The organism is Nocardiopsis sp. NPDC006139, assembly GCF_040614155.1.
Taxonomy (GTDB): domain Bacteria; phylum Actinomycetota; class Actinomycetes; order Streptosporangiales; family Streptosporangiaceae; genus Nocardiopsis; species Nocardiopsis changdeensis.
Window position 1 is genome coordinate 44,005 of sequence record NZ_JBEXTT010000027.1, and the last position, 13,730, is coordinate 57,734.

Annotated in this window: 11 protein-coding genes; 6 read left to right on the top strand and 5 right to left on the bottom strand. The window is 76.8% G+C overall.

From position 1 onward, the window contains the following. Window positions 1-5 precede the first annotated feature (5 nt). Entirely contained in the window at window positions 6-3,308 is a 3,303-nt protein-coding gene (locus ABZ249_RS27820) for a BTAD domain-containing putative transcriptional regulator (RefSeq protein WP_355268739.1), read from the bottom strand. Between the two features lie 144 nt (window positions 3,309-3,452). Here ABZ249_RS27820 and ABZ249_RS27825 point away from each other — a divergent pair, with 144 nt between their 5' ends. From ABZ249_RS27825 to ABZ249_RS27845, 5 genes are all read left to right on the top strand, one after another. Beyond that, window positions 3,453-3,971 carry an NAD(P)H-dependent oxidoreductase gene (locus ABZ249_RS27825; protein ID WP_355268741.1) on the top strand — a complete coding sequence of 173 codons (519 nt, stop codon included), beginning with the start codon at window positions 3,453-3,455 and terminating at the stop codon, window positions 3,969-3,971. An 11-nt stretch (window positions 3,972-3,982) separates the two neighbouring features. After that, window positions 3,983-5,575: an MFS transporter gene (locus ABZ249_RS27830; RefSeq protein WP_355268743.1), complete on the top strand. Its 1,593-nt coding sequence runs from the start codon at window positions 3,983-3,985 to the stop codon at window positions 5,573-5,575. 177 nt (window positions 5,576-5,752) lie between these two features. Continuing rightward, entirely contained in the window at window positions 5,753-6,691 is a 939-nt protein-coding gene (locus ABZ249_RS27835) for an ATP-binding cassette domain-containing protein (RefSeq protein WP_355268745.1), read from the top strand. Further along, complete coding sequence (locus ABZ249_RS27840; RefSeq protein ID WP_355268747.1) at window positions 6,688-7,482, top strand: ABC transporter; 795 nt, start codon at window positions 6,688-6,690, stop codon at window positions 7,480-7,482. The genes ABZ249_RS27835 and ABZ249_RS27840 overlap by 4 nt, the downstream gene beginning before the upstream one ends. Before the next feature lie 93 nt (window positions 7,483-7,575). Next, window positions 7,576-8,298 (top strand): DUF6882 domain-containing protein, encoded by a 723-nt coding sequence (locus ABZ249_RS27845; protein ID WP_355268749.1) that lies wholly within the window; start codon window positions 7,576-7,578, stop codon window positions 8,296-8,298. Window positions 8,299-8,304: 6 nt separating this feature from the next. Here the strand turns inward: ABZ249_RS27845 and ABZ249_RS27850 are convergent, their stop codons facing one another. The 4 genes from ABZ249_RS27850 to ABZ249_RS27865 all read right to left on the bottom strand — a co-directional run bounded on the left by ABZ249_RS27850 (window position 8,305) and on the right by ABZ249_RS27865 (window position 11,828). Beyond that, the gene (locus tag ABZ249_RS27850) at window positions 8,305-8,913 is read right to left on the bottom strand and encodes a response regulator transcription factor (RefSeq protein WP_355268751.1); all 609 of its coding nucleotides are present in this window, start codon (window positions 8,911-8,913) and stop codon (window positions 8,305-8,307) included. Further along, window positions 8,910-10,001: a histidine kinase gene (locus ABZ249_RS27855; RefSeq protein ID WP_355268753.1), complete on the bottom strand. Its 1,092-nt coding sequence runs from the start codon at window positions 9,999-10,001 to the stop codon at window positions 8,910-8,912. The genes ABZ249_RS27850 and ABZ249_RS27855 overlap by 4 nt, the downstream gene beginning before the upstream one ends. A gap of 28 nt (window positions 10,002-10,029) precedes the next feature. Then, complete coding sequence (locus ABZ249_RS27860) at window positions 10,030-11,085, bottom strand: medium chain dehydrogenase/reductase family protein (RefSeq protein ID WP_355268755.1); 1,056 nt, start codon at window positions 11,083-11,085, stop codon at window positions 10,030-10,032. A 251-nt stretch (window positions 11,086-11,336) separates the two neighbouring features. Continuing rightward, window positions 11,337-11,828, bottom strand: coding sequence for a GreA/GreB family elongation factor (locus tag ABZ249_RS27865; RefSeq protein ID WP_220563555.1), 492 nt, complete (start codon window positions 11,826-11,828; stop codon window positions 11,337-11,339). Window positions 11,829-12,015: 187 nt separating this feature from the next. Here ABZ249_RS27865 and ABZ249_RS27870 point away from each other — a divergent pair, with 187 nt between their 5' ends. Continuing rightward, a complete protein-coding gene (locus ABZ249_RS27870) occupies window positions 12,016-13,584 on the top strand; it encodes a helix-turn-helix domain-containing protein (protein ID WP_355268757.1) in 1,569 nt (522 codons plus the stop codon). Window positions 13,585-13,730: the final 146 nt, after the last annotated feature.

Here is a 13,730-nt window from a genome sequence, read left to right on the forward strand (position 1 = left end):
CCCGGTCAGCCGACCTCCTCCGCCCGGGAGGGGAGCGGGACGGTCCGCCCCCGCGCGAAAGCGGCCTTGTACGAGTCCTCGCCCAGCGCACCGGCCGCGCGCCGGGCGATCCGGTCCACGTCCCCCCGCTCGGCCTCCGGCAGGGGCGCGCCCAGCGACTCCCGGGCGGCCGCCGCGGTGCCCAGCAGGGACGCCGCCCGTTCCGCGTCCCCGCCGAGGGCCAGTGCCCCGGCCGTCCCCTCCAGGGCGAGGGCGACCGCCCGCGGGTCGCCGACGCGCAGCGCCGAGGCCAGACCCCGCCGGTGCAGGTCCAGCGCCTGCGCGGCGTCCCCGCGCTGCTCGGCGCAGAACCCCAGCTCGGCCAGGACGAACGCCGCTCCGGGTTCCGCTCCGAGCCGCAGGTTCCACGCCAGCCAGGGGCGCAGGTGCCCCTCGGCCCCGTCCGGATCCCCGCGGCGCCGCGCGGCCATGCCCAGGCCGATGGCGGCGAACTCCTGTCCCGCCTGGTCGCCGTGCTCCACGGCGACCCGCAGGGAGCGCCCGTGGAAGTCGTCCGCCCGGTCGAAGTCCCGCTCCAGCAGGGCGACGCGGCCCAGCCCGGCCAGGTGGCGCGCGAGCTCGCTCCACAGCATCAGGCCCTCCGCGACGCCGACCGCCTCCCGGCGCAGGGCCGCGGTCCGCTCCAGGTCGCCCCTGATCTCGGCGTGGGCGGCGAGGGCGTCCAGGGCCTGGAGCCTCCCCCAGCCGTCGCCGAGCCCGTCGAACAGGGCCAGGCTCCGTTCGCCGTCACCGAGCAGCCCGGGCAGGTCGCCGCGGAAGTGCGCGATGTTCGCCCGGGTCGCGAGCGCGGCCGCCTCCACCCACGTGTCGCCGAGGGCGCGGGCGTCGCGCAGCGCGCGGCCCACCAGCTCCTCGGCGACGCCCAGGTCGCCGAACCCCATGTGGGCGGAGCCCAGGAACCAGACGGCCCGGGCCAGGGCCGCCCGCCCGGGCGGGTCGTCGGGCACCGCCGCGGCCGGGAGGGAGGGGGCGGGCCCGGAGGCGGCGGACCCGTTCACGTACAGCTCCAGGGCGGCCCGGGAGAAGGCCGCCCGGACCTCCCGCATCGACGGGGACCCGGTCCGCGTACCCGGGGTCCGCGCCCCGACCGCGGCGAACCTCTGCAGCGCCTCCCCGAACCGGCCGCGCAGGAACAGGTGCCAGGTGCCCGCCAGCGCCAGCCGCAGGGCCGTCTCCGTGTCCCCGAGCTCCAGGGAGTGGTGCAGCGCGGCGCGCAGGTTGGCGGTCTCCGCGTCCAACAGGAGCAGCCGGCGGCCCTGCTCCCGCCCGGTCAGGTACGGGTCCGCCTGTTCCGCCAGGGCGGTGTAGTAGGCGGCGTGCGCGCGTCGGGCCGCGTCCCGTTCACCCGCCTCCACCAGCCGTTCGGCGGCGTAGGCGCCCACCGCCTCCACCAGCCGTTCGGCGGCGTAGGCGCCCACCGCCTCCACCAGCCGTTCGGCGGCGTAGGCGCCCACCGTCTCCAGCAGCCGGAAGCGCGGGCGGTCCGGGTCGGGTACGGCCACCACCAACGACCGCTCCACCAGGCGTTCCAGCAGGTCGAAGACATCCTCGGCGGCCACCCCGGGGCCGGCGCACACCGCTTCCGCCGCCTCCAGGGTGCACCCCTCGGCGTGCACCGACAGACGGCGCAGCACGGCCCGTTCGGCCTCCGAGGCCAGATCCCAGCTCCAGTCGATCACCGCCCGCAGGGTGCGCTGCCGGGCCGGGGCGTCCCGCCGCCGCCCGGCCAGCAGCCGGAACCGGTCGTCGATCCGCTCCAGCAGGCCGTGAGCGCCCAGGGTCCGGATGCGCGCCGCGGCCAGCTCCAGGGCCAGGGGGATGCCGTCCAGCCTGCGGCAGAGCGTCACCACGGCGGCCGCGTTGTCGTCCGTCAGCCGGAACCCGGGGGCGGCCGCGGCGGCGCGTTCCGCGAACAGCCGGACCGCGTCCGACTCCAGCGCCGCGTCGGGGCCGTCGTCGGTGCCGGGCAGGTCCAGGGGGTCCACCGACTCCAGCACCTCCCCGTCCACCGCGAGGGGCTCCCGTGTGGTGGCGAGGATCCGCAGCCCGGGCGCCGCCCGCAGCAGCGCGGTGACCGTGCCGGCGGCGGACTCCACCACGTGCTCGCAGTTGTCCAGCAACAGCAGGGCCCGCCGGGCGGAGAGGGCGTCGCACAGCCGCGCCACCGGGTCGGTCTCGGAGGTGCCGCGGCCGCGCAGCCCCAGTACGGCGCCCACCTCCTCGGCCACCGCCTCCGGTCCGGCGCCGGACTCCCGCTCCGGGCGCAGCCCGGCCAGCTCCACCAGCCACACCCCGTCGGGGTGGTCCGCGGAGCGCGCCGCGGCCACCGCCAGGGCGAGCCGGGTCTTGCCCACCCCGCCCGGCCCGGTGAGGGTGACCAGGCGGTGTCGGTCCACCAGCCCGGTGACACGGCCGAGCTCCGCCGCCCGGCCCACCAGGGCGGTCGGCGGCACCGGCAGGTCGCCGCCCCTGCCCGGGGGGTGCGCGGCGGCGGGCTCGGCCAGCCCGGGGTCCTGGTCCAGGATCCTCAGGTGCAGCTCCGCCACCTCCGGACCCGGGTCCGCCCCCAGTTCCTCGGCCAGCCGTTCCCGCAGGTCGGCGTAGGAGGACAGGGCCTCGGCCGGGCGCCCGGAGCGGTACAGGGCGAGCATGTGGAGGGCTCGCAGCCGTTCGCGCAGCGGGTGTTCCCGCACCCGTTCGGCGAGCCCCTCCGCCACCGGCGCGTGCTCGCCCGCCTCCAGCCGGGCCCGGGCCAGGTCCTCCACGGCGGTGAGCCGGAGCTCCTCCCAGCGCACGGCCGCCGCGTCGGCCGAACCGGTGTCGGGAAGGTCCGCGAACGCCGGCCCCCGCCACAGGTCCAGGGCCTCCGACAGCAGCGCCGCGCGCGCTCGGGGGTCGGCGGTCGCGCGGGCCCGCTCGACCAGCGCCGAGAACCGCCCGGCGTCCACCCCGTCGGCGGCCACCTCCAGCACGTACCCGGGCGGGCGCCGGGCCACCAGGCCCCGGCCGCCGGGTTCGGCCCGCTCCAGGGCCCGGCGCAGCTGCGACACCTTGGTCTGGAGGGTGTTCGTCGGGTTGGCCGGCGGGTCGTCGCCCCACAGGTGGTGGGCGAGGCGGTCGGCGGAGACCACCCTCCCCGGTTCCATCAGCAGCGCGGTCAGCAGGGTCCGCACCTTCACCTCGGGAACGCGGACGGGGGTCCCCTCATCGGTCCACACGGCCAGCGGCCCCAACACCCCGAAACGCATGGGATCAACCTAGCCGGGCGGCCGCGCACGGCCCGCCTCCGGTCCACCGTCGGAGAACCGTCGGAGAACCGTGCGCGCCGACCGGTGGAGTGGTCCCACAGCGGGCGGACGAGGCGTCCGCCGAACCGGTGAGGGGGCTTGCCGATGGACGACGGACCGCCGCGCGTCGCGATCGTCTTCGACGGCGCCGGAGGGGAGGAGGGCCGGGCGGCCGCGGTCCGGATCGCCGACCGGGCCGTCCACCGGGGCGACCTGGAGGCCGACCTCCTCGATCTGGCCGAGGCCGCGCTGCCCGAGGCGGCGGACCCGTGCGCCGGGCCCGTGCCCTGCGCCGTCGGGGACCTCGCCCCCTGGCTGGCCGACGCCGACGCCTTCGCCGTCGTCACCGCCGGGGACGACCTGCCCGCAGGGCTGCGCGACGCCGTGGGCTGGTGCGCGGACACCTGGCGGGACAAGCCGATCGCCCTCGTCGTAGCGGGCGACCGCACCGACGCCGTCCGCGCCGGCGCCCTCCTCCGCTCCCTCCAGGTCGGGCCGGTGGTGATGACCGCCTCCCTGCACGGAGGGACCGCCACCGACCGGTGGTGCGAGGACACCGCCGACCGGCTGCTCGACCACCTCCTCCGGCGGGTGCTCCGGCCCCGCCGGCCCCGAACCCCGTGAAAGGCACGAACATGTCAGCGAACTCCACCGCCCCCGCCGCGAGGCCGGGGTGGCGGGCCTGGGCGGGCCTGGCCGTCCTCAGCCTGCCCACCACCCTCCGGGCCCTCGACGTCACCGTCTTGTACCTCGCGCTGCCGCACCTGAGCACCGACCTGGGGGCCACCGCCACCGAGCGGCTGTGGATCATCGACGTCTACGGCTTCATGGTCGCCGGCCTGCTGGTCCTCATGGGCACCCTCGGCGACCGGATCGGCCGCAGACGCCTGCTCCTCTTGGGCGCCACCGCGTTCGGGGCCGCCTCCGTGCTGGCCGCCTACTCCACGACACCGGAGATGCTCATCGCCGCCCGGGTGCTGCTGGGCATCGCCGGAGCCACCCTGATGCCCTCCACGCTCGCACTGATCAGCACGATGTTCACCGATCCGCGGCAGCGGGGGCCGGCCTTCGGCGTGTGGGCCACGAGCTTCTCCGCGGGCGTCGCCCTCGGGCCGATCCTGGGCGGCCTCATGCTGGAGTTCTTCTGGTGGGGGTCGGTGTTCCTGCTCGCCGTCCCCGTGATGGCGCTGCTGCTCGCCACCGCCCCGTTCCTGCTCCCGGAGTACCGCGACCCCGAGCCCGGCCGCCTGGACCTGCCCGGCGTCCTGCTCTCGATGGCCGCAGTCCTGTCCGTGGTCTTCGGCCTCAAGCGGCTGGCCGGGTACGGCCCGGAGCCGGAGGCCCTGGCGGCGATCGCCGCCGGCGTCGTGCTCGGCCTGCTGTTCGTCCGCCGGCAGCGCCGGTCGAGCGACCCCCTCCTGGACCTGCGCCTGTTCTCCGGGGCCGCCTTCTCCAGCGCTCTGGCCGTGATGCTCCTGGGCCTGCTGCTCATCGGCGGCGTCTACCTGTTCGTCACGCAGTACCTTCAGTCCGTCGCCGGGCTGTCCCCGCTGGTGGCCGGCCTGTGGCTGCTCCCGTCGGCGGCCGGGCTGGTCGTCGCCTCCACCCTGGCCCCCGTCCTCGCCCGGCGGGTGCGCCCCGCCTACGTTTTGGCCGGTTCGCTGGCCCTGGCCACCCTCGGGTTCCTGCTGCTCACCAGAGTGGGGCCCGAGGACGGGCTCGTCACGGTGGTGGTCGGGTTCACCCTGGTCTACGCCGGGATCAGCCCCATCATGGCGCTGGGCACGGACCTCATCGTGGGCTCGGCCCCGCCGGAGAAGGCCGGGGCCTCCGCCGCCATCAGCGAGACCGCGATGGAGGTGGGCGTGGCCCTGGGCATCGCGGCCTTCGGCAGCGTGGGCACGGCGGTCTACCGGCTGTCGATGGCCGGGGCGATGCCCGCGGGTGTCTCCGCGGACGCCGCGGCCGACGCGTCCGACGGACTGGAGGGCGCGGGGCGGGCCGCCGCCGACCTGCCCGCCCCGGTGGCGCGGGACCTCCTGGACACCGCGGCCGCCGCCTTCACGTCCTCCCTCACCACCGTGGCCTGGATCAGCGCCGCGCTCGCCGTCGGGATCGCGGTCCTGGCGGCGGTGGCCCTGCGCCGGGTCCCGCCCACGGGGGCAGCCGAGGCGGAGGAGGGCGCCCCGGCCGGGGAGCCCTCGACAGGAGAGCCCGTCGCCGGCTGACCCCGGTGCCGTCCGGGCCGGTGCCGTCCGGGCCGGTGCCGCCCGGGGCGGCACCGGCCCTCCGGTGTCCACGGCACCCGTGACAGGTGTCATGGGCGGGTCCTGACGGACGGACCGGGTCCGGGGCGCCCCCGCGAGACAGGCTGGAGGGGACCGGCCGATAGCAGGGGGGAACCGATGATCGCCGTACGGGAACTGGTCAAGCACTACGGGGGGACCGTCGCCGTGGACGGACTGACCTTCACGGTGGAGCCCGGCAGGGTGACCGGGTTCCTGGGGCCCAACGGGGCGGGCAAGAGCACCACCCTGCGGATGGTCCTGGGACTGGACGCCCCGACCTCCGGCAGCGCCACCGTCGGCGGGATGCCCTACCGCGACCTGCCCTCGCCCACCCGGCGGGTCGGCGCGCTGCTCGACCCCGGCGCGGTGGAGCCCGGGCGCACCGCCCGCGGCCACCTGCTCTGGCAGGCCCGCGGCGCGGGCATCGGCCGGGCCCGGGTGGACGAGGTGCTGGGCCTGGTCGGCCTGGCGGACCGGGGCGGGCACCGCATCCGGCACCTGTCCCTGGGGATGCGCCAACGGCTGGGCATCGCGGGGGCGCTGCTCGGCGACCCAGGCGTGCTCATCCTGGACGAGCCCCTCAACGGGCTCGACCCGGAGGGCATCGTGTGGGTGCGCCGCCTGCTGCGCGGTTTCGCCGACGAGGGCCGCACCGTGCTGGTGTCCAGCCACCTGATGAACGAGATGGAGGCCACCGCCGACCACGTGCTGGTGATCTCCCGGGGCCGGCTGGTCGCCGACGTCGGCATCGCCGAACTGGCGGCCGGTGCGCGCGAGCGCGTCGAGGTGGCCACCCCGGACCCGGGCGGCCTGTCCGCCCTGCTGGCCCGCGCGGGCGCCGCGTCGGCGCCCGCCGGGGACGGCCGGCTGGAGGTCACCGGCATGGACGCCGCCCGGGTGGGCGAGCTGGCCGCCGCGCACGGGGTCGTGCTGCACGCGCTGGTACCGGTGAGGGCCCGCCTGGAGGACGCCTTCATCCGCCTCACCGGAGAGAACGGGCGGGCCGCCGACGGGGCGGCCGGCGAAGGGGAGGCCGAAGGGGAGTGGGTGCGATGACGAAGACGACGAAGCGGTCAGCGCGGCGTGCGGGGACCGGCGCGGCCGTGGCCGCGGAGTGGACGAAGCTGACCGGGTCGGCGCGCGACCGGCGCGCCGCCGCGGCCGCCGTCGGGCTGGCGCTCGCGGTCGCCGCCGTGTTCTGCCTGACCCTGGAGCCGACCACCGGCGTGCCCCTGGCCGACCAGCCCGCCTTCGACGTGCTGACCGCCTCCCTGCTGGGGGCGGACGCCGCCGCGCTGGTGCTGACCGTGCTGGCGGCCGCCGCGGTGGGCGGCGAGTACGCCACCGGCATGATCCGCACGACCTTCACCGTCACCCCGGACCGGGGCCGGGTGCTCCTCGCCCGCGCCGTCACCGTGGCCGCGGCCGCCGGGGCCGTGGCCCTGGTCGCGGCGGCCGGGGCGGCCCTGGTCTCGCTGCTGGTCCTGTCCGGCGCCGGACTGCCCGTCTGGGACGCCGCCGACCCGGCGGTGTGGCGGGCGGTCGCGGGAGCCGCGCTGATGGCGCCGTTCCACGCGCTGGTGGCCACCGCCGGGGCGCTGTGGACCCGTTCCACGGCGGGCGGGGTGGTCGCCGCCCTGGCGCTGCTGGTGGCCCCGACCCTGGCCGGATGGATCCCCGGCGGGAGCCTTCTGCTGCCGGTGCTGCCGGGGGAGGCCCTGCACTCCCTGGCCGGGATCGCCGGCCCCGACGGTCCCCACCCGGCGGCCGCCGCGCTCGTCCTGGTCGCCTGGAGCGCCCTGGTCCTGTTCGCCGCGGACCGGGCCGTCCGCCGCCAGGACGTCTGAGGCGGGCCCGCGAGGTGGGACGATACGCCGGGGCCGGGCACCGCCCGGCCCCGGCGTCCGGTCGTGTCGGACACGGTGCATAGCATCGCGGGCATGAGCAAGCACACTCTCCCCGACATGCTCGACGACGCCGCCCTGATGTCCTTCGAGCACCAGCTGTACTTCCAGGAGTTCATCGGCGAGCACAGCTGGAACGTGGACCTCCAGGAGGGCCGGTTCGAGTTCTCCGGCGAGCGCCCCCTGGTCTGCGACCGCTTCCACCTGCTGGGCAGCGCTGCACCCGGGCCGGGCTCCTGGATGTGGGGCTGGGCCAACCCCTCCGGCTTCCGTCCGGACCTGACCGCGCTGAGCGCCGCCGTCCGCGACTTCGGCCGGGAGCACGACGTCCCCGAGCTGGCCGCCGCCGAGGTGCCCTTCGACGCCCTGCCCGGCGCCCCCCGGGAGGTGCCCCTGGTGGTCGGCCAGCTGACCGACGCGGCCAAGCTCCTCACCGGCCGCTGGTTCTCCTACAACGGCGAGGTGGGCGGCGGCACCCGGGTGGCGTTCATCATCGAACACCCCGAGCTGCGGCTGCCCGAGCCCGAACCCACCAGGGTCATGAGGGTCATCCAGCAGGGGCTGATGGATCTGCGGCTGACCGACCACAAGCGGGCCCTGTACACGTACGGCCGCCTGCGGGGCCTGTCCCCGAGGTTCACCGACGAGGAGCGGGGCACGCTGCTCCTGTCCCTGCCCGGGCTGGAGGCCCGTGTCACCTTCGACCACCTCGGCCGGGTCGGCAACATCAACGCCTCGCTGTCCAAGCCCGACGCCTGAACCCCGTCAGAGCCAGCCGTGCTCCTCGGCGACCCTGGCCGCCTCGGCGCGGGTCCGGGTCCCGGTCTTGCCGATGGCCGACGACAGGTGGTTGCGCAGGGTCCCCTGGCTCATCCCCAGGGAACGGGCCAGCGCCGCCACGTCGTCTCCGCCGTTCAGCACCGCGGCCAGCACCTCGCGCTCGCGCGGCGTCAGCGGGCTGGTGCCGTGGGTCAGCGAGGCCACGGCCAGGTCGGGGTCGACCACCCGCAGCCCGCGGTGCACCCGGCGGACGGCGTCCACCAGGTCCTCGGGTGAGGCGTCCTTGACCACGAACCCGCCCGCCCCCGCCCGCAGCGCCCGGGTCAGGTAGCCGGGGCGGCCGAACGTGGTGCACATCAGCACCCGGCAGTCCGGCAGGGCACGGGTCAGCTCGGCGCACACCTCGATGCCGTCGCCCCCGGGCATCCGCACGTCCAGCAGGGCGACGTCGGGCCGGACCTCGCGGGCCAGCTCCAGCGCCCGCGCGCCGGTCTCCGCACGGGCCACCACCTCGATGTCGGGCTCCAGGTCGAGCACGGTGGCCAGGGCCCCGCGCACCATCGCCTGGTCGTCGGCGACCAGCACCCGGATCACGGGCGTCCTCCGCTCTCTTCGACGGGAACCTCGGCGCGGAGGGTGAGCCCGCCGCCGGGCGTGGGGGAGAGGGTGAGCGTACCGCCGCGCTCGGCCAGCCTGCGCTCCAGCCCGGCCAGCCCGTTGCCGGGGACGACCCGGCCGGCGCGCCCGTCGTCGCGGACCTCCACCCAGCCGGGGCCGGTGGAGATCTCCACCCGGCCGGCGCCCGCGTGGCGGACCACGTTGGTGACGGCCTCGCGCACCGCGTACCCGAGCGCCTCGTCGCCGCCGGAGGGGACCTCCCCGGGGACGCGCAGCTCGACGTCGGCGGCGGCCAGCGCGGCCCCGGCGCGCAGCAGTTCCCCGGCCAGGGTGACCCGCCGCGTCCCGGCGACGGCCTCGCGGACCTCCGCCAGCGAGCGCCGGCCCAGGTCCTCCAGCTCGCGCAGTTCGGCCGCGGCCCGTGCGGTGTCCCCGGTGGCCTCCAGGATGCGGCGGCCCGCGCCGGCCTTGACCACGATCGTGGTGAGGCTGTGGCCGAGCAGGTCGTGCAGGTCGCGGGAGAACCGCTCACGCTCGCGCAGGACCGCGAGCTGGGCCGCCTGGTCGCGGCCGCGCCGCAGTTCGGCGTTGGCCTCCACCAGGCGGACGGCCAGTGCCACGGCCACCGACACCGAGGCGATGACCACGAGGCCGCCCAGCTGCCCCTCGGTCCGGCCGGTGGCCAGCGCGGCGGTGCCGACCCCGGCCAGCACCAGGGCGGTCGCGCCCAGGGACAGGGCCAGGGGCAGGGCGGTCGCGCAGGCGGCCAGCGCGAACATCGTGATCCAGGAGTGCTGGGGTCCCACCGCGGCGACCAGGGCACAGCCGAGCAGGAGGAGCAGGGCGCAGGCGGCCGTCCGCGCGGTGCGGTCGAGCAGCGGCGCGGCCGCGGGCAGGGACGCGCACCCCAGCAGGTACACGCCCAGGGCCGCGACGGTGGCGCCCTGGGACAGGGCGGAGTCGGCCGCGGCCCGCTCCCACTCCCGCCACAGCAGCGCGGTGAACAGGGCGGTCAGACCGTACGAGAGCAGCGCGGTGCGCGCCGTCCCCTGCTCCTGCCCCATGCCGAGCATCCTACGGGCCCGGGCCCGGTCAGTCCCGTCCCGCGGGCACGACGACGACCTTGCCGACGACGGTGCCGGACTCGGCCAGCGCGATCGCGCGGTCGATCTCCTCCAGCGGGACCCGGGCGGCGACCGGCGGGGCGACGGCCCCCTCGGCCAGCAGGGCGAACACCGCGCCCAGGTCCTCGGCCAGCAGGCGGCGGTAGCGCTCGGGGGAGCGGTGCCCCTGCCAGAGGTTGAAGAAGTGCGCGCTGCGCCGGTTGGGGAGCGCGTTCCACAGCAGCAGCCGGCCGAACAGGGCCAGCACGGGCATCCGCGCGTTGCCCTGCTCGTCGCGGGTGGCGGCGGTGCCGTAGGACACCAGGGTCCCGCCGGGGGCCAGCAGCCGGAAGGAGTCGGTGATGGCGGGCCCGCCCACGTGGTCGAACACGGCGTCCGCGCCGTCGGGGGCCAGCTCCCGGATGCGCGCGTACATGTCCGGGTCCCGGCGGTCGACGGGCAGCGCGCCCAGGGCGCGGACCGCCTCCAGGTGCCGGGCCGAGGCGGTGCCGACGACGGTGGCCCCGGCGCGGCGGGCCATCTGGACGAGCAGCGAGCCGACCCCGCCGTTGGCGCCCAGCACGACCACGGTGTCGCCCCGCCGCACCCGGGCGAGCCGGTGCAGCATGCGGTACGCGGTGACCCCGTTGACCACGGCGGCCTCGGCGTCGGCCGGGTCCACCCCGTCGGGGACGGGGACCAGGTCGGCGGCGGGCAGGGCGACCCGGTCGGCCCAGCCGCCGGTCTTGGTGAGGGCGGCCACCCGGCGCCCGACCAGGGCGGGGTCGGCGCCCGGGCCGACCTCCTCCACCCGGCCGACCAGGTCGTAGCCGGGCACGAACGGGAAGGGCGGCTGGTCGTAGTACTTGCCGCGGCGCATCTGCTGCTCGGCGAAGGAGACGCCGGTGGCCTCCACCCGGACCAGGGCGCCGCCGTGTGCGGGGGGCTCCAGGGTGCGGCGGCGCAGGGTGATCTCCTCGGCCGAGCCGGGGCCGTGCAGGACGGCTTCGAGGGCGGTGCGGGCGGTGTGTCCGGTGGCGGTCATCGGTGGCTCCTTCTTCGAGGTTCGTTTGTGAGTGCTCACTCACTTGTCAGGGCCGAAAAGAGCCCGACCGGGGTCGGGCAGCAGTGCGGTCCGGCCGGGTTCGGCCGTGAGTGCGGAGAGGCGTCCGTGGCGTCTCGGGCCGCTTCGGTTCCGCTTATGTATGTGAGTACACACTCACAAGCGGAGGATGTCAAGGAGGGCGGCGGAAAAAAGGGGGGCGGGGCGGCCGGGACGGCCGCCCCGGGACGGGGTCAGCGTGCCGAGCGGTAGGGGGCGGCGTCCACCAGCGTCACCCCGATCACCGCCCCGCGCGGGGAGGTGAAGGTCCGCCGCTCGCCGCGCACGGCCCCCAGCAGGGCCTCCCCCAGCGGCGACTGCGGCGAGTACACCGTCACCGCGTCCGCCACCGAGGCGTCCCGGACACCGAGCAGGAACTCCTCGGTGTCCTCCTCGTCGTCGTAGCGGATCGTCAGCACCTTGCCGGGCGCGGCCACCCCGTCGTCGGGCGCCGCCTCCTCGACCACGGCCTCGCGCAGCAGCCGCTCGATCGTCTGCACCCGGGCCAGGCGCACGGCCGGGTCGTGAATGTAGCGGGGCGCGGGGATGATGCCCCCCGCGCCCCCGTCGTCCGATCCGGAACCCGTTCCGATGTCGTCCTCGGGGAGTGTGCTCAGCACCCGCAGCTCCTCCTTGAGCCGCTCGTACGCCTCCCGGGTCATCCAGGTGTCGGTGGTCTTGTGCATGGGACGTTCCTTGTCTTCACGAACAAGCGCCACGGACGCTGTCCGTGGCGCGGATGGGAGTACGCGAGGGTCGGGGGCGCTGTCCCTCGACTTGAGTGTGTCCAGCGGCGGCGGGCGACCCGTTATCGTGGGAGGACAATCACGGTGCGGGTTCTTGTCGTGCTCCGACAACGGGGGAGGCGGTGCGGTGATCAACCTCGACCGGCTCGTCAACGTCCTGGGCGGCTACGGCGCCCACCTGGTGGGCGACGGCCGCCTGCGCCGCCGCGAGCTGCGCAGCGTCGCCATGCACGACCCCACCGACGACGCGCCGCCCCTGGGCGACGCCTTCCTCGCGGTGGGGATCGACGCCTCCGCCACCGCCCTGCGGCTGGCCGAGCAGGCCCGCGCCGTCGTCGTCATCGTCCGCTCCGCCACCGGGCCCGGCGCCGAGATCCGCGCCGAGCTGCACGAACGCGGCATCGCCATGGTCGTGGTCGAGCCCGCCGTGTCCTGGAGCCAGATCTCGGGCATCGTCTACGGGCTGGTGCTGGAGGGACGCGAGACGGAGTCCGGGCGCGGGCCCAGCGACCTCTTCGCCCTGGCCGACACCGTCGCCGCGGAGGTCGGATCGCCCGTCGTCATCGAGGACCGGGCCTGGCGGGTGGTCGCCTACTCCGCCGAGCAGGCCGACACCGACCGGGCCCGCCGCGACACCGTCATCGCCCGGCGCGCCCCCGCCGGGATCCGCGACCGCCTGGAGTCCGACGGGACCGCCGCCCGGCTGGCCGCCGCCGACGGGCCGCTGTACGTGCCGGCCCTGCCGGAGTTCGGGATGGGCGGGCGCACCGCCGTGCCGATCCGGGTGGGCCGCGAGCTCCTCGGCTCGCTGTGGGCGGCCGGGGACACGCCCCTGGACGCGGAGCGGGCCCGGGCGCTCAGCGAGGGCGCCCGCACGGTGGGCCTGCACATGCTGCGCGCCCGGGTGAGCAGCGACCTGGAGCGCCAGGTGGAGTCGGAGTCGGTCATCGACCTGCTGGAGGGGTCGGAGGACCCGGAGCGGGCCGTCGACCGGATCGGCCTGCCCGCCGAGGGGCTGCGGGTCATCGCGCTGCACGCCCGGGCCGCACCGCCCGACGACGCCGTCCTGCACCTGTTCGAGCAGGTCACCACCGGGTTCGGCTGGTCGCGCCCGGGGCGCAGCACCCTGCTGGGGACCACCGTCTACACGGTGCTGCCCTGCGCCGGGGAGATCGCCCCGGCCCTGGAGTGGGTCCGTGCCACGGTGCGCGGCCTGCCCGCCCGCCCCGGCGTGTCCGCCGGAGTGGGCGGCGCGGCCCGCGCGGGGGACCTGCCCGCCAGCCGCCAGGAGGCCGACGAGTGCCTGATCCTGGCGGGGGACGGCGCCGCCCCGGTGGTCTACGACGACGCCTGGGACGAGGTCCTGCTCCGCCGCCTGCGGCTGTCCGCCGAGGCCGGGCGGCTGCCCGGCCGCAACCCGGTGGCGGTGCTGGCCCGCCACGACGCGGACCAGGGGACCGAGTACACGCGGACGCTGCGGGCCTGGCTGTACGCGCACGGCGACCCGGCCGTCGCCGCCGAGATGCTGGGCGTGCACCCCAACACGGTCCGCTACCGGCTGCGGCGCCTTCGCGGTGTGGCCGACCTGCGCCTGCACGAGCCCCAGGCGCGCGTCGCGCTCACCGTCGCCCTCGCCGCCCTGCCCGCCGATCCCCGACCGGTCCCCGGCCGCGCGCGCATCGGCGACAAGGGGTGACATAGGGGGACGATCCGTCGCCCGTTCCGCGGAACCCCTTGTCACGGGCCCCGCGGCCGGTTTGAATCGTGGGATCCCCACCTCAACGGGGGTGAGCCGGGCCGGGCCGCGCCGTGGCCCGGCACCGCCTCGCGCGCAGGGGAGGT